This window comes from Roseateles asaccharophilus, assembly GCF_031458115.1.
GTDB classification, from domain to species: domain Bacteria; phylum Pseudomonadota; class Gammaproteobacteria; order Burkholderiales; family Burkholderiaceae_C; genus Pelomonas; species Pelomonas asaccharophilus_A.
In genome coordinates this window covers 109,024-127,896 of sequence record NZ_JAVDXV010000008.1, presented here as the reverse complement: position 1 = coordinate 127,896, position 18,873 = coordinate 109,024, and the positions used below count along the sequence as shown (strand labels likewise).

The 18,873-nt window shown below is 68.0% G+C and carries 16 protein-coding genes; 7 read left to right on the top strand and 9 right to left on the bottom strand.

The window, feature by feature from the left end; translation table 11 throughout:
- Position 1 precedes the first annotated feature (1 nt).
- Positions 2 to 1,615, bottom strand: a complete 1,614-nt coding sequence (locus tag J2X21_RS19625) for a gamma-glutamyltransferase family protein (RefSeq protein ID WP_310331440.1) — start codon at positions 1,613 to 1,615, stop codon at positions 2 to 4.
- Between the two features lie 121 nt (positions 1,616 to 1,736).
- Between J2X21_RS19625 and J2X21_RS19620 the strand changes: the two genes are divergently transcribed.
- Together J2X21_RS19620 and J2X21_RS19615 are read left to right on the top strand one after the other, a co-directional pair.
- Positions 1,737 to 2,072, top strand: coding sequence for a hypothetical protein (locus J2X21_RS19620; RefSeq protein ID WP_310331438.1), 336 nt, complete (start codon positions 1,737 to 1,739; stop codon positions 2,070 to 2,072).
- A gap of 183 nt (positions 2,073 to 2,255) precedes the next feature.
- Positions 2,256 to 3,158 carry a choice-of-anchor A family protein gene (locus J2X21_RS19615; RefSeq protein WP_310331436.1) on the top strand — a complete coding sequence of 301 codons (903 nt, stop codon included), beginning with the start codon at positions 2,256 to 2,258 and terminating at the stop codon, positions 3,156 to 3,158.
- Between the two features lie 3 nt (positions 3,159 to 3,161).
- On the opposite strand, the gene J2X21_RS19610 is transcribed toward J2X21_RS19615, so the two are convergent.
- The 3 genes from J2X21_RS19610 to J2X21_RS19600 are packed head-to-tail and all read right to left on the bottom strand — an operon-like array spanning position 3,162 to position 5,206.
- The gene (locus J2X21_RS19610; protein ID WP_404667390.1) at positions 3,162 to 4,160 is read right to left on the bottom strand and encodes a S49 family peptidase; all 999 of its coding nucleotides are present in this window, start codon (positions 4,158 to 4,160) and stop codon (positions 3,162 to 3,164) included.
- Position 4,161: 1 nt separating this feature from the next.
- Positions 4,162 to 4,548: a Rieske (2Fe-2S) protein gene (locus tag J2X21_RS19605; protein WP_310331434.1), complete on the bottom strand. Its 387-nt coding sequence runs from the start codon at positions 4,546 to 4,548 to the stop codon at positions 4,162 to 4,164.
- Positions 4,541 to 5,206 (bottom strand): HAD family hydrolase, encoded by a 666-nt coding sequence (locus tag J2X21_RS19600; protein WP_310331432.1) that lies wholly within the window; start codon positions 5,204 to 5,206, stop codon positions 4,541 to 4,543. The genes J2X21_RS19605 and J2X21_RS19600 overlap by 8 nt, the downstream gene beginning before the upstream one ends.
- Before the next feature lie 435 nt (positions 5,207 to 5,641).
- Between J2X21_RS19600 and J2X21_RS19595 the strand changes: the two genes are divergently transcribed.
- Positions 5,642 to 7,204 (top strand): PEP-CTERM sorting domain-containing protein, encoded by a 1,563-nt coding sequence (locus tag J2X21_RS19595; RefSeq protein WP_310331430.1) that lies wholly within the window; start codon positions 5,642 to 5,644, stop codon positions 7,202 to 7,204.
- A gap of 1 nt (position 7,205) precedes the next feature.
- Here the strand turns inward: J2X21_RS19595 and J2X21_RS19590 are convergent, their stop codons facing one another.
- Positions 7,206 to 8,207 carry an RluA family pseudouridine synthase gene (locus tag J2X21_RS19590; RefSeq protein WP_404667389.1) on the bottom strand — a complete coding sequence of 334 codons (1,002 nt, stop codon included), beginning with the start codon at positions 8,205 to 8,207 and terminating at the stop codon, positions 7,206 to 7,208.
- A gap of 597 nt (positions 8,208 to 8,804) precedes the next feature.
- On the opposite strand from J2X21_RS19590, the gene J2X21_RS19585 reads away from it, so the two are divergent.
- The 4 genes from J2X21_RS19585 (at position 8,805) to J2X21_RS19570 (ending at position 16,459) form a co-directional block, all read left to right on the top strand.
- Positions 8,805 to 11,690, top strand: a complete 2,886-nt coding sequence (locus J2X21_RS19585) for an Rne/Rng family ribonuclease (RefSeq protein ID WP_310331426.1) — start codon at positions 8,805 to 8,807, stop codon at positions 11,688 to 11,690.
- Between the two features lie 346 nt (positions 11,691 to 12,036).
- Positions 12,037 to 13,584: a POT-type proton-dependent oligopeptide transporter gene (locus J2X21_RS19580; RefSeq protein ID WP_310331424.1), complete on the top strand. Its 1,548-nt coding sequence runs from the start codon at positions 12,037 to 12,039 to the stop codon at positions 13,582 to 13,584.
- 186 nt (positions 13,585 to 13,770) lie between these two features.
- Positions 13,771 to 14,760, top strand: a complete 990-nt coding sequence (locus tag J2X21_RS19575) for a hypothetical protein (RefSeq protein ID WP_310331422.1) — start codon at positions 13,771 to 13,773, stop codon at positions 14,758 to 14,760.
- Positions 14,761 to 14,788: 28 nt separating this feature from the next.
- Entirely contained in the window at positions 14,789 to 16,459 is a 1,671-nt protein-coding gene (locus J2X21_RS19570) for a hypothetical protein (RefSeq protein WP_310331420.1), read from the top strand.
- A 10-nt stretch (positions 16,460 to 16,469) separates the two neighbouring features.
- On the opposite strand, the gene acpS is transcribed toward J2X21_RS19570, so the two are convergent.
- From acpS to recO, 4 genes are read right to left on the bottom strand one after another with little or no spacing between them, the layout of a single operon-like run.
- Positions 16,470 to 16,862 (bottom strand): holo-ACP synthase, encoded by a 393-nt coding sequence (acpS, locus tag J2X21_RS19565; RefSeq protein WP_310331418.1) that lies wholly within the window; start codon positions 16,860 to 16,862, stop codon positions 16,470 to 16,472.
- The gene (locus J2X21_RS19560; protein ID WP_310331416.1) at positions 16,859 to 17,353 is read right to left on the bottom strand and encodes a GNAT family N-acetyltransferase; all 495 of its coding nucleotides are present in this window, start codon (positions 17,351 to 17,353) and stop codon (positions 16,859 to 16,861) included. The genes acpS and J2X21_RS19560 overlap by 4 nt, the downstream gene beginning before the upstream one ends.
- Positions 17,350 to 18,117: a pyridoxine 5'-phosphate synthase gene (locus tag J2X21_RS19555; RefSeq protein WP_310331414.1), complete on the bottom strand. Its 768-nt coding sequence runs from the start codon at positions 18,115 to 18,117 to the stop codon at positions 17,350 to 17,352. The genes J2X21_RS19560 and J2X21_RS19555 overlap by 4 nt, the downstream gene beginning before the upstream one ends.
- A gap of 3 nt (positions 18,118 to 18,120) precedes the next feature.
- The gene (recO, locus tag J2X21_RS19550) at positions 18,121 to 18,873 is read right to left on the bottom strand and encodes a DNA repair protein RecO (protein WP_310331412.1); all 753 of its coding nucleotides are present in this window, start codon (positions 18,871 to 18,873) and stop codon (positions 18,121 to 18,123) included.

Genomic DNA, 18,873 nt, shown 5'->3' with positions numbered 1-18,873 from the left:
CTCACCAGCCAACGGCCGCGCCGTCGCGGCGCGGGTCGCTGGCGGCCACATAGCCGTCCACGCTCGGGTCGCCCAGCCGCCAGATGAACTGCCCGGCGCCGAAGTCCTGGTAGCTGTCGTGGATGTCGCCGATCTGGTGTCCACGCGCGCGCAAGGCCTCGATGGTGGCGGCGGGCATGTGCGGCTCGACGTTGATGGACAGCCCCTCGTTGAAGCGCCAGCGCGGGCCGTCACAGGCGGCCTGCGGGTTCTGGCCGTAGTTCAGCATGCGCACCAGCGTCTGCATGTGGCCCTGCGGCTGCATGTTGCCGCCCATGACGCCAAAGCTCATGACCGGCGCGCCGCCCTTCGTCAGGAAGGCTGGGATGATGGTGTGGAAGGGCCGCTTTCCGGGCGCGACCTGGTTGGGGTGGCCGGCCTCCAGCGTGAAGCCGTGGCCGCGGTTTTGCAGACTGATGCCGTAGCCCGGCAGCACGACGCCCGAGCCGAAGCCCATGTAGTTGCTCTGGATGAAGCTGACCATCATGCCGCTCTCGTCGGCGGCGGTCAGGTAGATGGTGCCGCCCTTAATGGGGTTGCCGGCACCGAAGACCTGGGCGCGCGATGGATCAATGAGCTTCGCACGCTCGGCCAGATAGGCCGGGTCCAGCAACTGCGCGGCGCTGACGGGCATTGCGCCGGGCTCTGCGACGAAGCGGTAGACGTCCGCGAACGCCAGCTTCATCGCCTCGATCATCAGGTGCTGGGCTTCGGGGCTGTCCACGGCGTGCGCCGCCACGTCCCAATGCTCCAGCAGGCCCAGCGCCATCTGCGCCGCGATGCCTTGTCCGTTCGGCGGAATCTCGTGCAAGGTGTGGCCGGCATAGTCCTTGGCCAGCGGCGTGACCCATTCGGGCTGGTGCGCCGCCAGGTCGGCCTCGGTCATCGCGCCACCGGTCTCGCGCGCGTAGCGGGCCAGCGCGGCGGCGATCTCGCCGCGATAGAAGGCCTCGCCCTTGGACTCGGCGATCAGCTTCAGGCTGCGCGCGGCGTCCGCGAAGCGGAACAGCTCGCCCACCGCCGGCGCGCGGCCGTTCGGCAGGAAGGCCTGCGCAAAGCCGGGCTGCGACGTGATCTCGCTCAAGGCCGCGGCCATGGCCCACTTGCCCTGCACGATCGGCGGCACCGCATAGCCGCGCTCCGCGATCTCGATGGCGGGCTGCAGCAGATCCGCGAACGGCAGCTTGCCGAAGCGCTCACTCAGCGCCACCCAGCCGCTGACGGCGCCCGGCACCGTGACCGAGTTCCAGCCACGGCGGGGCACGACCTGACCCTCGAAGAAGTCCGGCGTCCAGGCCGCCGGCGCGCGCCCCGACGCGTTGAGACCGTGCAGCTGCTTCCCGTCCCACAGGATGCAGAAGGTGTCCGAGCCCAACCCGTTGCTGCACGGCTCGACCAGCGTCATGCACGCCGCCGCCGCAATGGCGGCATCGACGGCATTGCCACCCGCATGCAGCATGCGCAGCCCGGCCTGCGCCGCGAGGGGATGCGAGGTCGACACGACATTGCGTGCGAACAGCGGGCTGCGCTGGCTGGGATAGCCGGCGCTCCAGTCAAAGCGATGTGGGGTGTTCATGGGGGCTGATTCTGCGCGGTGTAAGGCTTTGCAACCCCGTCAACGCTGCAAGAAGAGTCGTCGTTGTGGACCCAAGCTTTCGCGAAGCCCCCGCAACCCGAAACACCCAGGAGCACCTCTGATGAACACGCTGAAGACCACCATCGCCACCGCCCTCATCACGCTCGCCTCGGGCGTGGCTCTGGCACAGACCGCGACTCCCGCAGCGGCCACCACACCGGCAGCCACCACCGCGACGGCCACCGTGAAGGCCGCCACACCCGCCACCACGACCGTGGCCCAGGCCACCACCACAGCGGCTCCCGCGGTGACCGCCACGCCGGCCGCCACCACCTTGCCGGCTGCAGCCCCGGCCGAAGCCGCCAGCGGCGCCAAGCACAGCCACAAGAAGGCAAAGAAGGCCGCCGAAGCCAAGGCCGGCGCCGCCGCCACCAAGACCGAACCCAAGACGCAGTAAGCGCGACAGCGCTCGGCGCAAGGCCGCAGTCCGAAAGGGCTGCGGCCTTTTTTCGTGAATTCCGTCACCCGGGGTTTGTGAACTGCTTCTCGAAGCGGCCATGACACCCCCGCGTCGAGGCGTGATGCAAGGGCGGACCCATTCCTAGACTGGCGGTTTTTGCTGTTCGCCACCTCCCGCACCATGCGCCGCCTCCTGCTGACCGCCTGCTTCGCCCTCGCCTCCGCCACCCATGCCGCCCCCATCAGCCTGGGTCTGGACGCCAGCCTGAACCTGCTGGCCTTCGGCAACATGAACGTGGGCAGCAGCGACGTCGAAGGCCGTGTGGCGGTCGGTGGCAACGCAACAATCAGCGGCTACTCGATCAACACCAAGACCGGCTCCAGCGCGCTGTACAGCGGCACCGGCCTGACCGTCGGCGGCAACCTCAACTTCACGAACGGCACGATCTGGAGCGGCGTCAGCGTGGGCGGCAGCTACGTCCCCAACTCCAGCGGCAACGTGTTCGGCGGCGTCAGCAACGGCCAGGGTTTCGACTTTGCGGGCGAGAAGCAGCGCCTGAGCTCGCTTTCGGCCTCACTGGACGCCATGGCCAACACTGGCACGGTGACCGACAAGTGGGGCACGCTGCACTTCGACGCCGCAGGCCAGATGCTGGCCGTGTTCGACATCGTCGCGGCCGACGCGATGCGCAACATGCAGATCGACAACCTGCCCACCGGCGCGCAGATCCTCATCAACATCCACGGCGCGTCGATCGACTTCGGGAACCACGGCTACCTGGGCTTCAACAAGGGCCAGGTCTTGTTCAACCTGCCCGACGCGACCAGCCTGCTGATGAACGGCGGCATCAACGCGTCGGTGCTGGCACTGAACGCATCGGTCGCCCAGGGTTGGGGACAGGTCAATGGCCAGGTGATCGTGAAGGACTGGAACAGCAGCGTGCAGGTCAATGACGCGCCGATGCCCAGCATCGGCCGCCCTAACAGTGGCTCGCAGGCTCAGCCCTTGCCCGAGCCGGCTTCGCTGGCGCTGGTGGGGCTGGGCCTCGTTGCAGCGTGCTTCGCCCGCCGCCGTCGCCTCTGAAGCTCAGCGGATCGGCGCCAGTTCGCGCATCGCCTTCACGGCGCCAGCGCCCACGCCCGCGCCAAAGCGCTTGGCCAGCCGCTCGGCGACGTTCTCGCGCGGCGTGTAGTCGATGACCTCTTCGGCCTTGACCACCTCGCGCGCAACGAAATCCAGGTTGCCGTAGCGATCCGCCAGGCCCATCTGCACGGCCTGCTCGCCGTTCCAGAACAGGCCTGAGAAGGTCTCCGGCGTCTCCTTCAGGCGCTTGCCACGGCCTTCGCGCACGACAGCGATGAACTGCTGGTGGATCTGGTCCAGCATGGCCTGCGCATAGGCGCGCTGCTTGGGGTTGACCGGGCCGAACGGGTCCAGCATGCCCTTGTTCTCGCCGGCGGTCAGCAGACGGCGCTCGACGCCCAGCTTGTCCATCAGGCCGGTGAAGCCGAAGCCGTCCATCAGCACACCGATGGAGCCCACCACCGACGCCTTGTCGACATAGATCTCGTCGGCCGCCGCGGCGATGTAGTAAGCACCCGAAGCGCACATCTCCTCGACAACGGCGTAGACCGGCTTGTCGTACTGCTTCTTCAGCCGCTTGATCTCGTCGAACACGATGCCGGCCTGCACGGGGCTGCCGCCGGGTGAGTTGATGCGCAGCACGACGGCCTGGGCCGCCTCGTCCTTGAACGCGTCCTTCAACGCCGCCAGCAGCATCTCGGCGCTGGCCTCGGTGTCGGCGGCGATCTCGCCGCGCACTTCCACCAACGCCGTGTGCGGCGTGGCCGACGGCGTCACATGCCGGCCCTGCAGCCACAGGCTGTAGACCAGCAGGCCGGCCAGCAGCAACCAGAAGAGCCGGAACACGGTCTTCCAACGCCGCTCGGCCCGGCGCTCGCGCAGGAAGTCCTGCGCGAGCTGGGCCAGCAGCGGCTCGTTCAGGGCGGATGCTGGCGGCGGCGGTGGCACGCCCACCGGCTCTTGCATGGGGGGCGGCAGGTCGTCGTTCGGGGTGCTGCTCATATCAATCCTGGAAAGCGGGCTTGGTGTCACGTGTGGGGTGCCAGTAGACCTCGCCGTCGCGCTCGGTCACCTCGATCTTGGTCAGGCGCCCACGATTGCAGGGCCCCATGACGCACTGGCCGCTGAGTGGGTCGTAGACCGCGCCGTGGATGCTGCACATGATGAAGCGTTTGTCGGCATCGAGGAATTCGCCCTCCTGCCAGTCCATCTCCGTCGGCACATGCGCGCAGCGGTTCAGGTAGGCGACGGCCTGGCCATCGAAGCGCAACGCGAAGGCACGCACGGGCTCGCGCCACTGGATCACGTCGAAGGTGACCGCCTTGCCGCGCTCCTGCAGTTCGCTGGAGCCGCAGAGCAGCTGGGGCGGCGCGGTGTCCTGCTCAGGCATGCTGGATCAACCAATCGTGCAGTTCGCGCGTCGAGTGCGCCACGAAGAGCGGCTTGAGGTCGGCGAAGGTCTCGTGGTCGTGCGCGCCGAAGCTGACACCCACACTGGCCACGCCGGCGTTCTGCGCCAGCAGCAGATCATGCGTGGTGTCACCGATCATCAGCGTGCGCTCGGGCTCCACGCCGAACTCGCGCATCAGCTCCAGCAGCATCTGCGGATGCGGCTTGGAACGCGTCTCGTCGGCCGTGCGCGTGCCGTCGAACATCTGCGTCAGTTCGGCATGGGCCAGCACGCGGTCCAGGCCCGCGCGGTTCTTGCCCGTGGCCACGGCCAGCCAGTGGTGGCGCTCCTTGAGCGCTTGCAGCATCTCCAGGCTGCCGTCGAACAGCGAGACCTCGTGCTCCGACCCCAGGTAGTGGTGGCGGTAGCGCAGACCCAGCTCGCCGTAGCGGTCGTGCGACAGGCCCGGCACCACATGCTCCAGCGCATCGCGCAGGCCCAGGCCGATGACGTACTTGGCCCGCTCGAACTCGGGCTCGGGTTCGCCGATGTCGACGGCGGCGCGCTGGATGCAGCGGGCGATCAGCGCGGTGGAATCGAACAGCGTGCCGTCCCAGTCGAAGGCAATCAGATCAAAGCGTTGGGGGCGGTTGCTCATGGGAGGATTGTCGTTCCAAGCGCTCGATCACTGGAGCACCAGCACCCCTGCAGACCATCGACGAACCTAACAACAGGTCACCGTCCGGCGCTCGACCCAATCTCACCCGGCCAGCACAGCGTCCCTCATGAACCGCGACGGGTGCTGCGCACCGAGCAAGGCGATGAGCTTGCTTGGCGCGCGAGTGAGGGCCGCATATAGTAGGTCGCGGCTCCCAGTGGCCGCGTCACCAAACGCGTCCGAAGACGGGTGCGTGCCATCGCCCATGGAGTGCGGTACGACTGAACAATGTTCGCAGCCACCTGCGCAGCCGCATCCTTAGCTCCCGAATCTTGTGCCCCCCTCGATCGGGTGGGCGAAACGCGTGGTTACCAGCCAGTGCATGCGACATCTGCTGGCTATATTTCGCGCACAAATTAAATCAGGGAGAGAGCCATGCGCCTGAACACAGGCTTGGTAAGTTTGCGGGCGCCCGTCGCCGCCGCCGTCGCGACATTGATGCTCGGCGGCGCTGCACAAGCGGCCACCGTGAACTGGGTTGGCGGCAACGGCTACTGGGATGACAAGGGGAGTTGGAGCAGCTACGCCCTCCCCGGCCCCACGGATGACGTTGTGCTGGCGTGGCCGTACTCGATGGGAGGGACCACGTATTTGTCATACGGCTACCCGTCCTACTCGAAGCTCACACAGATCGGCAGCCTGAGAATAGGCTCCGACAATCGCGTCCACATTCACGGCACAACACTTCAGGTCGACGGCAGCATCGGCAACGATGGTGAGATCCGTCTGTTTCGAAGCTACTCAAACCCGACCGCCCTCAAGATCGGGACAAGCACCACGATTTCCGGTACCGGCGTGCTCACCCTGGAAACCAACTCCGTGTTGGACCTCGGTTCGCACACGCTGACGATTGGCACCGGGCAAACGATCCGCGGGTCGGGTGATATTGGTAACGGCACCCTCGTCAACCAAGGTCATCTGGTAGCAGATGGCGTTCTGTACCTGTATCCCAGCGCCACCTCAGTCGACAACACTGCGGGCAAGATCAGCATCGGCGGCACAAGCATTCTTTCGGCCGGAGGGAGTAGCGTCGCAGGGGGCCGAATCGTCACCGCGAGTGGCGGCGCGATCTACGGCGCATTCAGCCCTTACTCCGCCGTTTTCTCGAAAGTGACTTTCGAGGGCGATGCGCAGTTCGGTGGCGGCATGACGCTAATCGATGCTGCCAACAAGGGAACGCTCCGAATCAACGGAAACAGCGCGGTCGCAACGATCAAGGGGGCTCTTACCAACGACGGGGACATCATCGTCGATCAGAAACTGGCCGCAGAGGGCGACGCCAAGCTCGCAGGCAGCGGTACGGTTTGGCTGAGACGAATCAACATCCCGTATCCGTCCAGCTCGATTGGATTCATCGACGTGACGGCAGGCAGCACGCTCACGATCGACAGCACTCAGACCGTGCGCGGGGCCGGACGCATCATGGGTGCATCCAACAGCCACGTCGTCAACAACGGTTCCCTTGTTGCCGAAGGCGGCATGTTCTATCTGTACGCCGGAGATGGCACCTTCGACAACAGCGCCGGGCACATCACCATCGCGCACGACGCAACTCTCGGGACCACGGGCACGTTGATCCTCGGCGACGCCTCAACGATCACTTTCGACGTCGGCAGCAGCGCTGCCGACCATGGCACGCTGGCCATGTTGTCCAGCACCGCACAGATGCTGGACGGCACCCTTGAGCTCAACATCGGCTACAGCGCCCAAGTCGGCGACAGCTTCTCTCTACTGTCATACTCGGGCGGCGGCTTCACGGGAAGTTTCGATCAGGTCATTGCCTCGGGCTACAACATCGCCACGAGCTACAACGCCAGCAACTTGACCGTGACCATCACAGGCATTGCACCGGTGCCGGAGCCGGCCAGCTGGCTGCTTGCCGGCGCAGGATTGCTGCTGATCGGCGGTCGCATGCGTGGCCGCAAGCCCGCCGGCTGACTTATCCGACCGCTTCGATGAGCTGACGGCAGCTTTGCGGCAGCGGCGCCTCGCACACCAGGGATTCGCCCGTCGCCGGATGCTGCACCTGCAGTCGCCGGGCGTGCAGGAACATGCGGTCAAATTTCGAGCCGCCGCGCGCCAGCTCGCGGTTGCGCTCGAAGTCGCCGTACTTGGGGTCGCCCACGATGGGGTGGCCGGCCTGTTGCAGGTGGACGCGGATCTGATGCGTGCGGCCCGTCTTGATGGTCACGTCCAGCAAGCTGAAGTCCTTCGTGCGCTGCATGACTTTCACGAGGCTGATGGAGCGCTTGGCGTCTTCCTCGCCTTCCTTGCCGGGGCGCACCCAGCGCTCGCCGTCGCTGCCGACGAACTTGACCAGCGGCACGTCGATGACCTTGAGCTTCGCCGGCCAGTCGCCCCAGACCAGCGCCGCATAGGTCTTGCCGGTCTCACGGTCGCGCAGTTGGTCCTGCAGGTTGACAAGCGCGCTGCGCTTCTTGGCGATCATCAGCAGGCCGGACGTCTCCTTGTCCAGCCGGTGCACCAGTTCCAGGAACTTGGCGGTCGGCCGCGCGCGGCGCAGCGCCTCGATGACGCCGTAGCTGACGCCCGAACCGCCGTGCACCGCCACACCGGCCGGTTTGTCGATGACCAGCAGGTGCTCGTCCTCGAACACGACCGGGAATTCGCGGGCCGGCGCGGCAGGCGCCTCGGCCCGCTCGGGCACGCGCACGGGCGGGATGCGCACTTCGTCGCCGATTTCCAGCCGGGTGTCGGCCTGCGCCCGCCCCTTGTTGACGCGAACCTCCCCGGCCCGGATGACCCGGTAGACATGGGTCTTGGGCACACCCTTCAGTTCGCGCAGCAGGAAGTTGTCCAGGCGCTGGCCGGCCGAACCTTCGTCCACGACCACACGCCTGACCGCGGGTTTGTCCGTACTCACGGCGGGGTTCGCCCCCGTGGTAGGGGCCGTGATGCCTGCCCCTATAATCCTTTTCACCACGTTGCTGCCGTAAGTGTTTGATTTTTTTGATTTTAGCGGCGACAACGAGGCGTCCCAGGGCAAGCCCCGGGGCACAACAGGCGATGCAACGCATCGTGTAGCCGGCAGGCGGTTTCCCCAAGTGAAACGGCGGCCAGCGGCACGGTGCGGCAGAGCGATGACACCCGGAACCCACCGGCCTCTCGACGACAGCCCTCCGGCGCGAAGAGATCCGGTTGCCAAACAAGGTTTTCACGGCGTGAGAGCGCGCGGCTGAATCAAGCCGCAAGAGCTCGCGCCAGCGTCCAGCAGTCCTTCGCGGATGACTCCTCCCCTCCCCCACCCGCTGCGCCCCGCCGCGCGACCCCAGCCAGAAGCTGCGGTGGTCGCCTGGTCCCGCGCCTTCGAATGCGGCCAGGTCGAGGCTGGTTTCCTTCGCGCCATGGACGGCCGGTCGCATGCGCCAACGCCGCTCGACGTCTGACCTCCGTCAGAAACCCGAGCGGTCCAGGGCACTCCTTCCACGGTTCCACGCTGTCGCTCGTGCGTCTTGAACGCCACCTTTTGGGTGGCATGACGTGACGCGTCCCCTTCGGGGGCGCGAGGAGTGATGACATGAAACGCATGCTGATCAATGCGACGCAGCCGGAAGAGCGGCGCCTCGCCATCGTTGACGGCCAGAAGCTGCTGGACTTCGAGACCGAGATCGAAGGCCGCGAGCAGCGCAAGGGCAACATCTACAAGGCCGTCGTGACGCGCGTCGAGCCCTCGCTCGAAGCCTGCTTCGTCGACTACGGAGAGGACCGCCACGGCTTCCTGCCGTTCAAGGAAATCTCGCGTTCGTTCTTCCGAGAAGGCACGGACGTCAAGAACGCGACCATCAAGGACGCGATCAAGGAAGGCCAGGAACTGCTGGTCCAGGTCGAGAAGGAAGAGCGCGGCAACAAGGGCGCCGCCCTGACCACCTTCATCTCGCTGGCCGGTCGCTACCTCGTGCTGATGCCCAACAACCCGCGCGGCGGTGGCGTGAGCCGCCGCATCGAGGGCGAGGATCGCGAAGAGCTGAAGGAAAACCTCGACCAGCTCGAATACCCCAAGGGCATGAGCCTGATCGCCCGCACCGCCGGCATCGGCCGTTCCGCTGCCGAGCTGCAGTGGGACTTGAACTACATGCTGAAGCTGTGGACGGCGATCGACGACGCGTCCAAGGGCGGCAAGGGTGCCTACCTGATCTACCAGGAATCCAGCCTGGTGATCCGCGCCATCCGCGACTACTTCACCGCCGACATCGGCGAGATCCTGATCGATACGGACGACCTGTTCGAGCAGGCCCACCAGTTCATGAACCATGTGATGCCCGACCAGGGCCATCGCGTGAAGCGCTATCGCGATGACGCGCCGCTGTTCAGCCGCTTCCAGATCGAGCACCAGATCGAGACGGCCTTCAGCCGCACGGTGAACCTGCCCTCGGGCGGCGCCATCGTCATTGACCATACCGAAGCGCTGGTGTCGGTTGACGTCAACTCGGCGCGCGCCACCCGTGGCGGTGACATCGAAGAGACCGCCACCCGCACCAACCTCGAAGCGGCCGACGAAATCGCCCGCCAGATGCGCCTGCGCGACCTGGGCGGCCTCATCGTCGTCGACTTCATCGACATGGAGGAGAGCAAGAACCGCCGTGACGTGGAACAGCGCCTGCGCGACGCGCTGCGCCAGGACCGCGCCCGCGTGCAGTTCGCCTCCATCAGCAAGTTCGGCCTGCTGGAAATGAGCCGCCAGCGCCTGCGCCCGGCGCTCAGCGAAGGCAACCACATCACCTGCCCGCGCTGCAATGGCACCGGCCACATCCGCGACACCGAGTCCTCGGCGCTGCAGATCCTGCGCATGGTCCAGGAAGAGGCGATGAAGGACAACACCGCCGCCGTGCATGTGCAGGTGCCGGTGGAGGTCACGTCCTTCCTGCTGAACGAGAAGCGCACCGAGATCACCAAGATCGAGCTGAAGCAGCGCGTGACCGTGCTGCTGGTGCCCAACAAGCACCTCGAGACGCCCAACTACAAGCTGGAGCGCCTGCGCCACGACGACCCGCGCCTGGAGAACCTGCAGGCCAGCTACACGATGATCGAGGAGCCGACCGACGAGGTGGGCATCACGCGCCGCGGAGACATCGAGAAGAAGAACAAGCAGGAACCGGTCATCAAGGGCATCCTGCCCGAGCAGCCGGCCCCCATCGCCGCACCGGCGCCCGCGCCGGTGGCCGCCCCGGCTCCGGTCGTGGCGCCGCCGCCGCCCGCCCCCGCTCCGGCGCCGCAAGGTTTCTTCAGCCGCCTGATCGGCTTCTTCACCGGCGCGCCGGCCCCGGCCCCCGTGCCGGCCGTCGAAGCCCCGGTGGCGCCGGCGCCCACCGCGACCGACAAGCCCAAGCGCGAAGGTGGCCGTGATGGCCGCCGCGACGGTGGCCGCCGTGGCGAACGCGGTGACCGCGGCGAGCGTGGCGAACAGCGCCGCGATGGCCGCCGTGACGGCAAGCCCAACGAGGCCCGCGGCGAGCGCGGCGACCGCAAGCCGCGCCATGAAGGTGGCGACAAGCCCGAACAGCAGCAGCGCCCCGAGCGCGCGGAACGTGCCGAGCGCGGTGAGCGCCCGGACCGTGGCGAGCGCGGTGAGCGTGGTGAGCGCCGCCCGCGTGGCGACCGCCCGGAACGCCAGAACCAGGCCCAGCCGGTCGAGGCCGTCGAGGCGCTGGCCGCACCGCTGACCGAAGCCCAGGCCGCGCTGCATGACGCACCGCCCGCCTTCGTCGACAGCCAGGCCGATGCGGCACTGCCCGTCGCCGGTGGTGACACGCCGGCCGGCGAGGAGCGCCAGGGCCGCCGCCGCCGCCGTCGTGGTGGTCGCGACCGTGACGACCGCGCTCAAGGCGCCGAGGGCACGGAAGCCGGCGCCGAAGGCGCGGTCGAGCAAGGCGATGCCGGCGTGCCGGTCGAAGCCGATGCCGCACCCGCTGCCGTCAATCCGGAAAGCGACGACGCCGGCGAAGGCCATGACCGCGAGCCGCGCCGCCGCCGCCGTGGTGGCCGTGGCCGCCGCGAGGAAGGTGCTGTCGAGGGCCAGGAAGTCCAAGGCAGCGAGCAGGCCGCCGCTCCGCTGCAGGGCTCGCTGATCGAGACCGCGATGGCCAGCGCCGATGTGCCGACGCCAGCGCCGGTCGCCGTGATCGCGCCGCCCCCGCCCGCTCCTGAACCGGCACCCGCACCGGCCGTCGAGGCCTTCAAGCTGCCGATGGGCGAGCTGCAAGCCATCGCCGAGGGCGCCGGCCTGCAATGGGTGAATTCCGACGCCGACAAGATCGCCGCCGCCCAGGCCGCCATCGCTGCCGAGCCGGCCCCCGCGCCGCTGGGCCGCGAGCCGGCGCCGGTGGTGGTGGTCGACGAAGGTCCACTGGTGCTCGTCGAGACCCGCAAGGACCTGAGCCAGGTGAAGCTGCCTTTCGAGGCGTGATCACCGCCACCGTCTGACCCACCCCGAACGCCGCCGGCCACAAGCCGCGCGGCGTTTTCCAGGGGCCCGTTCACACTACGGGAGTAGGCCGCGAAGGCCCGCCGCCAGAGGCCAATCAAGGCGCAGCGCGCCGCCCGCACTGATGTGCGGGCCAGCGGTGCAACACGGAGTGGCCTCTGGCGGCGAGCCTTCCCTTCGGGTTGTGCACAGAAAGCGCGCGCGCGGTGTTGCAAATCCTCGCCGGGTATCAACCCGGCTCCGGTTTGCGCCTTGCTCGCGCGCTTTCTAGGCACAACGCGGCCTGCTCCCGTAGTGTGAACGGGCCCTAGCCCCACCCGAGGCCATCATGACGACAACCACCGTCAGCGCCGGCGCCGCTCCCGCGGCCAAGATGCCGCCGCAGATTCCCTACATCATCGGCAACGAGGGATGCGAGCGCTTCAGCTTCTACGGCATGCGCAACATCCTGACGGTCTTCATGATGACCAGCCTGCTGCTGGCCATCCCGGAAGACATGCGCAAGGCCGAGGCCAAGGAGGTGTTCCACACCTTCGTCATCGGCGTCTACTTCTTCCCGCTGCTGGGCGGCTGGCTGGCCGACCGCTTCTTCGGCAAGTACCCGACGATCTTCTGGCTGAGCCTCGTCTACTGCGCGGGCCACGCGTGCCTGGCCGTCTTCGAGAACAACATCAAGGGCTTCTACTTCGGCCTGTTCCTGATCTCGCTGGGTTCGGGCGGCATCAAGCCGCTGGTGACCAGCTTTGTCGGCGACCAGTTCGACAAGAGCAACCGCTCGCTGGCGCAGAAGGTGTACGACGCCTTCTACTGGATCATCAACTTCGGCAGCTTCTTCGCGTCGCTGCTGATGCCGGTCATCCTGAAGAACTACGGCGCCAGCGTCGCCTTCGGCCTGCCGGGCATCCTGATGGGCATGGCCACGCTGATCCTGTGGAGCGGCCGCAAGAAGTACGTCCATCAGCCGCCGCGCGGCGCCAACCCGCACAGCTTCATGTGGGTGGTATGGACGGCACTGAAGGCCGGCGGCCTGGGCATGGGCGTGGCCGCCCTGGGCCTGCTGCTGGCGGCCTACAGCCTGAGCCAGATGGCCAGCCTGGGCTTTGTCGCGTCGGTCTGCCTGGCGCTGGTGCTCATCATGGGTTTTGGCGGCGTGGGCGCGTCGCTGCAACTGGACCGCGCGCGCGGCATCCACCCCGATGAGGCCGTGGATGGCGTGCGCTCCGTGCTGCGCGTGCTGGTGCTGTTCGCGCTGGTCACGCCGTTCTGGTCGCTGTTTGACCAGAAGGCTTCCACCTGGGTGCTGCAGGCCGACCAGATGGCCAAGCCCGAGTGGTTCCAGTCGTCCATGATGCAGGCGCTGAATCCGCTACTGGTGATGATCCTCATCCCCTTCAACAACCTGGTGCTCTATCCCCTGCTGGAGCGCTCGGGCCTGCGCGTGACGCCGCTGCGCCGCATGGGCGCGGGCATCGCGCTGGCGGGCTTCGCGTGGATCTGCGCCGGCACGCTGCAGCTGTGGCTGGACGCGGGCGACACGGTCAGCATCGTCTGGCAGGTGCTGCCCTATGCGCTGCTGACGCTGGGCGAGGTGCTGGTGTCGGCCACCGGCCTGGAGTTCGCGTACAGCCAGGCGCCGCTGTCCATGAAGGGCACCATCATGAGCTTCTGGAGCCTGTCGGTGACGGTGGGCAACCTGTGGGTGCTGCTGTCCAACGTCAGCATCAAGAGCCCCGGAGCCTTGGCGGCCATCAAATCAACGGGCTACAGCGAAACGGCCTGCCTGATGTTCTTCTTCGCTGGCTTCGCGCTGGTGGCGGCGTTGCTGTTCGCGCTGGTGGCGCGACGCTATCCGATGCTGAACAACTACCGCGACTGACCGCAGCAGGCGCTCACCCTGCATGCCGCCCGGCCACCGGCGCGGCGGCATCTTTCTTTCTGCAGCGGGCCGCAACCGCCAAGGTTGAAATTACCCACGCCGTACATGCACTGAAACCGGGCAATCGACCCTAGGATGCCGCGCGGCCGCCAGCCCGGCGGCATTTCTTCTGATCGGATCGCACCCGTGTCCACTTCCCCGCTCCGCCTTGCGCTGGCCAGCGCGCTGTTTGGCCTGCAACTCGGCGCACAGGCCGCCACGCAATCGCCCCAGGTCGTCACCTTCGACACCACGCCCCGTGCCGGCCAGCACCAGCGCCAGACCATCGACATGCAGATGACGATGAAGACCCGTCTGGAGGCCGGCCCGGCCGCGACCGACGAGCAGCGCGCCAAGATCGCGCAGGCCGCCGAGAACATGGCCCGCACCGGCCCGGTGAAGATGACCATGAAGATGGCGCAGACCACGCAGGTGGGCCAGCCCGATGCCGAGGGCTGGCTGCCGCTGACCGTGTCGTCGGCGGCCCAGGGCGGCCAGATCGAGGTGGGCGGCAGGACCATGCCCATGCCGCCGCAGGCCAACGTCAACCTGGCCTTCACGGCGCGCTTCAATCCCAAGGACTTCAGCTTCGACCTGCAGCAAAGCCAGGGCGCCGAGTTCAACGAGCTGATGCGCGCTCAGGGTCAGGCGATGGTCAACGAGGCCCTGCAGGTCGCCAAGGCGCTGGGCCAGCGCTCCATGAAGCCGGGCGACAGCATCGAAGTGCCGATGAACATGGCGCTGCCGGTGCCCATCCCGGGCGGCGCTGGCAAGCTGGACGCCAAGCTGCGCTACACGCTGAACCGCGTGGACCGCGGCGTGGCTCACTTCGACCTCTCCATGACGATGCAGATGGCGCTGGACGCACCGCTGCCGGCTGCCGCGGCATCCGAGGCCTCCGCCGCACCCGCGGCGCCGCAGACGCTGAACATGCAGATGAACGGCAGCGGCACGGGCACCAGCTCGCTGCGCCTGTCCGACCGCCTGCCGCTGGCCAGCCAGCTCGCGATGGACGTGAAGATGGACATGCAAGGTCCCGACAATGGCCGCATGTTCATGGACATGCAGATGCAGATGAAGGCCAAGGGCGAGTCTCTGGCCAAGCCGGCCGCGGCACCGGCCAAGAAGAAGTCCTGAGCCCCAACGCCGCCGCCAAGGGATCTCGATGACCAACGCCCGCCCGCCGCGCCCCTACGTCGATCCGACATCGGCGGCGGCGGACGCACCGCCCGCGGCGCCGGAGCCCACGCCCAGCTGGCAGCAGGCGGCAGCGCATCCGCGTGCGGCGGCACGACCCCGCCCGGTGCGCCGCGAAACACCCCAGACCGGCTACTTCACGCGCCACTGGCGTGGCGAGCTGAGCCTGGCGCGCAGCTACTGGGTCAACAACATGCTGTTGGCCACGCCGTTGGCCTTCGGACTCACCGGCCTGATGAGCTGGATAGGTGCCAAGGGCGACTCGCTGCAGATCAGCGCCATCACCGTGCTGGTGGGCATGCCGCTGCTGCTGGCGCTGGACGTCTGGTGCATGGTGGGCGCCTGGCGCGCGGCGACCAACTACCTGCGCGAGCACGGCTCGCTGCTGTGGGGCTGGCTGGCGCGGTTCGCGCTGGCGCTGGGCGCGCTGCAGCTGCTGGCCTCCGTGCTGTTCGGCCTGCTGCCCAATCTGGGCGAGTACTGGCAGATGGCACGCGGCATCGACCCGCTGGGCCAGGCCAAGTTCGTGCTGTCGCCCGACGGGCGCAGCCTGCGCATGGAAGGCGTCATCGGCATGGGCGACGGTGAGCGGCTGCGCGCTTTGCTGGCCAGCGACGCGGCTCGTGGCCTGAAGCGCGTGGAACTGGAGTCGCCCGGCGGCCGCGTGCGCGAGGCGGAGCGCATGGCGGACGCGATGAAACGCCATGGCCAGGCCGCTCGCGCCGTGGGCACCTGCGCCAGCGCCTGCACGCTGGTGTTCCTGGCCGGCAACCCGCGCCATCTGTCGCCCGAGGGTCAATTGGGCTTCCACCGCGCGTCGACCGGCACCTACAACCCGGTGTTCGAGGAACTGGCCAACCAGCAGCTGGCCAAGACCTACCGCGAGCTCGGTCTGCCGCAGAGCATGATCGACAAGACGCTGGACACACCGGCGCGCAGCATGTGGTTCGTGCCGCGCGCGGACCTGCAGGCGCATGCGCTGATCGCGCCGTCGCCGCAGACCTTGGCCGTGCCGCTGCCGCCGACGGGCGAAGCCGCAGCGCTGGCCGACATCGAGGATGCACTGCGTCTGCATCCGGTCTGGTCCGCCGTGGAGCGCCGCTATCCCGAAATCATCACGGCCGTCGCGCAACGCATGTTGGACGCCCGCACGGCGGGCGCCGGCGATGAGGTCGTGCAACTGGCCGCGCTGGCACCGCTGGCGAAACAGATGCCCGACCTGCTCAACAGCACCGACCCGCAGCTGCGCCGCCGCTACCTGCAGTTGGTGTCCGAGCAGTTGAAGACGCTGGGGGCGCCGATGTGCCGGGCCCTGCTGGATGGCCAGCTGGCCGTGCGCGGAGCGTTGCCGGTGGAGCTGCAGGCGCGCGAAGCGCAGTGGGTCATGGAGGCCGCCAACGGCACGCCGCCGCGCTGGCTGCCGAAGCCGCCCACCGCCATCGAGATCGAGGTGCTGGACCGCACTGTTGGCCGCGCGGCACTGGGCCTGCTGTCGCGCCTGTGGGCCGATCCGCAGGACGCCAGCGCGCCGACCACCGGCAACTGCGACGGCGCCAACGGCCTGCTGAGCCGGCTGGCAGCCCAACCCCCGGCACGCCGACAGCTGGCAGAGCGGCTGCTGTTCCAGCCGAAGCTGTGAAGCGTCGGCTTCATTCCTTCTCGACGACCACGAAGGCGACCGCGTAGTCCTGCTCGTCGCTGACGGTCACATGAGCGCGCAGCCCGCGCGCAGCGAACCAGGCGGCCAGCTCGCCGTGCAGCGCGATCTCGGGCTTGCCGCTGGGCGCCTTGACGACTTCCATGGCCCGCCAGGTCATGGGCATGCGCAGCCCTAAGCCGATGGCCTTGGAGAAGGCCTCCTTGGCCGCGAAGCGCGTCGCGAGGTAGGCCTCGCCGCGCGCCTCCACCTTGGCGCGCCGCTCGCGGAACACGGCCAGCTCATGCGGCCCCAGCACCTTTTCGGCGAAGCGCTCGCCGCGCCGCGCCAGCGTGTCGCGGATGCGGCGGATGTCGCAGAGGTCGGTACCGATGCCGTAGATCATGGGAAGGCGATGACGAGGTTGCGGATGGGCTGGCCGTCGAGGATGAAGTCGCTCTCGCCGACGGTCTGGCCGCCTTCGCGGGCGTAGAAGCGCAGCGCCCCGGCGTTGCCTTCCCAGACGCTGAGCCACAGGGGTTCCGGTGCGAGCGTCTCGCGCGCCGCCTGCAGCAGCAGCGCACCCAATCCACGGCCGGTGCAGGGCGGCGCGACGTACAGCCGCTCCAGCTCGATGGCCGCGGCGGTGGCCACGGGCGCCTGCACGCCGCGCCGCGATTGCGCGAAGCCCTGCAGCGTGGCGCCGTCCTCGACGATCCACAACAGCTGCGCCGGATCGGCGATCAGCCGCTCGAACACCTCGCGCGTGAACGACTCGTCGAGGCAGGTCAGAAAGCGCTCCTCGACGCCGCTGAGGGCATAACTGTCCAGCCAGACCCACCGGGCCAGCGCGGCCAGCCGGCGCGCATCGTCCGCGCATGCGCGGCGCAATCTCATGCGTAGGCCGTCGCGATGACGAGTTGATAGGCCTTCACCGTCTCGGCATAGCCCAGTTCCAGCGCATCGGCGATCAGCGCGTGGCCGATGGAGACCTCCTGCACGCCCGGCACATGGCGCAGGAACAGGCTGAGGTTGTCGCGGTTCAGGTCGTGGCCGGCGTTGATGCCCAGACCCACCTTCAGCGCGGCTTGCGCCGTGTCGGTGAAACCAGCCAGCACGGCGTCCTGGCGCTCGGTGCCGAAGGCGCTGGCGAAGGTCTCGGTGTACAGCTCGATGCGATCCGCGCCCAGCTCGGCCACATGGGCCATCGCTGCCGGGTTCGGGTCCATGAACAGGCTGACGCGCACGCCCAGGTCCTGCGCTTCGCGGATCAGCGGCTTCAGGCGCTCGGCATCCTGCGGCAGCGTCCAGCCGTGGTCGGACGTGAACTGGTCTTCCGAATCCGGCACGAAGGTGACCTGGTGCGGGCGGTGCCGGCGCACGAAGTCCATCAGGTTCTGCGTCGGGTTGCCCTCGATGTTGAACTCGGCCTGCGGCCAGTCCTTCAGGAAAGCCGCGAGGTCGTCGACATCGCCCGGGCGGATGTGGCGCTCGTCGGGCCGCGGATGCACGGTGATGCCTTGCGCCCCGGCCAGCAGGCATTGCTCGGCGGCGCGCAGCACGCTGGGGATGCCCAGGTGGCGGGTGTTGCGCAGCAGCGCGACCTTGTTGACGTTGACCGACAGCGCGCAGCGGGCGCCGGCGTGGGCGAGCGGGTTCATGGGTCAGGAATCCAGCAGTTGTTGCACGTCCACCATCAGCGCGCGAGTGCGCAGCGGCTGGTGTCCGAGATGGTAGTGGAGCAGCCCGCGCAGCGTGGTCTTCAGGCCTTGCGGCGCCGCCGCGCAGGCCTGGCGCAACGCGGCCATGCTCCCGTGCAGCAGCGCGGCCTGCAGCTGAATCAGCAACGCCCCAGGCAGGCTGGCATCACTGGTGGGTGGAATGACGCCGGACTCGGGCGACAGCTGGTAGCGCCTCTCGGGATCGACGGTCGTCTGCGTGGGTGTCACAACGCTGAGGTCAGGCAGCAGGCCCAGCTCGGCCAGCAGCTTCAGCTCGAAGGCGCGCAGCACCTCGTCGCCTTGGGTCAGATGCGCCAGGGCATCGCCGTAGGCGTCGAACAGGCGCGGATGCGGATCGTGTCGGGCCAGCAGCTTCAGCAGCAGCTCGTTCAGGTAGTAGCCGGAGAACAGGGCCGCACCAGCTGGCAGCGTCGCCCCACCGCCCCATTCGGCAGTTCGCAGCGTCTGCACCTCGCCCCCGTCGGCCTTGGCGGGCTTGCTCAGGGAAACGGTGATGCGCTGCAGCGGCAGCAGCACGGCGCGCAACTGCGAGTAGGGCCGCTTGGCGCCCTTGGCCGCGACGGCAACGCGGCCGGATTCGCGCGTGAAGAGGTCCAGGATGAGGCTGGACTCGCTCCAGTCGTGCTGGTGCAGCACGTAGGCCGACTGGACCGTCGGCGTCCGGGCGGCGCTCAC

Bases quoted from the DNA above. Each gene is read 5' to 3' on its own strand.
- J2X21_RS19625 (WP_310331440.1), bottom strand. From the start codon at position 1,615: ATGAACACCCCACATCGCTTTGACTGGAGCGCCGGCTATCCCAGCCAG.
- J2X21_RS19620 (WP_310331438.1), top strand. From the start codon at position 1,737: ATGAACACGCTGAAGACCACCATCGCCACCGCCCTCATCACGCTCGCC.
- J2X21_RS19615 (WP_310331436.1), top strand. From the start codon at position 2,256: ATGCGCCGCCTCCTGCTGACCGCCTGCTTCGCCCTCGCCTCCGCCACC.
- J2X21_RS19610 (WP_404667390.1), bottom strand. From the start codon at position 4,160: ATGAGCAGCACCCCGAACGACGACCTGCCGCCCCCCATGCAAGAGCCG.
- J2X21_RS19605 (WP_310331434.1), bottom strand. From the start codon at position 4,548: ATGCCTGAGCAGGACACCGCGCCGCCCCAGCTGCTCTGCGGCTCCAGC.
- J2X21_RS19600 (WP_310331432.1), bottom strand. From the start codon at position 5,206: ATGAGCAACCGCCCCCAACGCTTTGATCTGATTGCCTTCGACTGGGAC.
- J2X21_RS19595 (WP_310331430.1), top strand. From the start codon at position 5,642: ATGCGCCTGAACACAGGCTTGGTAAGTTTGCGGGCGCCCGTCGCCGCC.
- J2X21_RS19585 (WP_310331426.1), top strand. From the start codon at position 8,805: ATGAAACGCATGCTGATCAATGCGACGCAGCCGGAAGAGCGGCGCCTC.
- J2X21_RS19580 (WP_310331424.1), top strand. From the start codon at position 12,037: ATGACGACAACCACCGTCAGCGCCGGCGCCGCTCCCGCGGCCAAGATG.
- J2X21_RS19570 (WP_310331420.1), top strand. From the start codon at position 14,789: ATGACCAACGCCCGCCCGCCGCGCCCCTACGTCGATCCGACATCGGCG.
- acpS (WP_310331418.1), bottom strand. From the start codon at position 16,862: ATGATCTACGGCATCGGTACCGACCTCTGCGACATCCGCCGCATCCGC.
- J2X21_RS19560 (WP_310331416.1), bottom strand. From the start codon at position 17,353: ATGAGATTGCGCCGCGCATGCGCGGACGATGCGCGCCGGCTGGCCGCG.
- J2X21_RS19555 (WP_310331414.1), bottom strand. From the start codon at position 18,117: ATGAACCCGCTCGCCCACGCCGGCGCCCGCTGCGCGCTGTCGGTCAAC.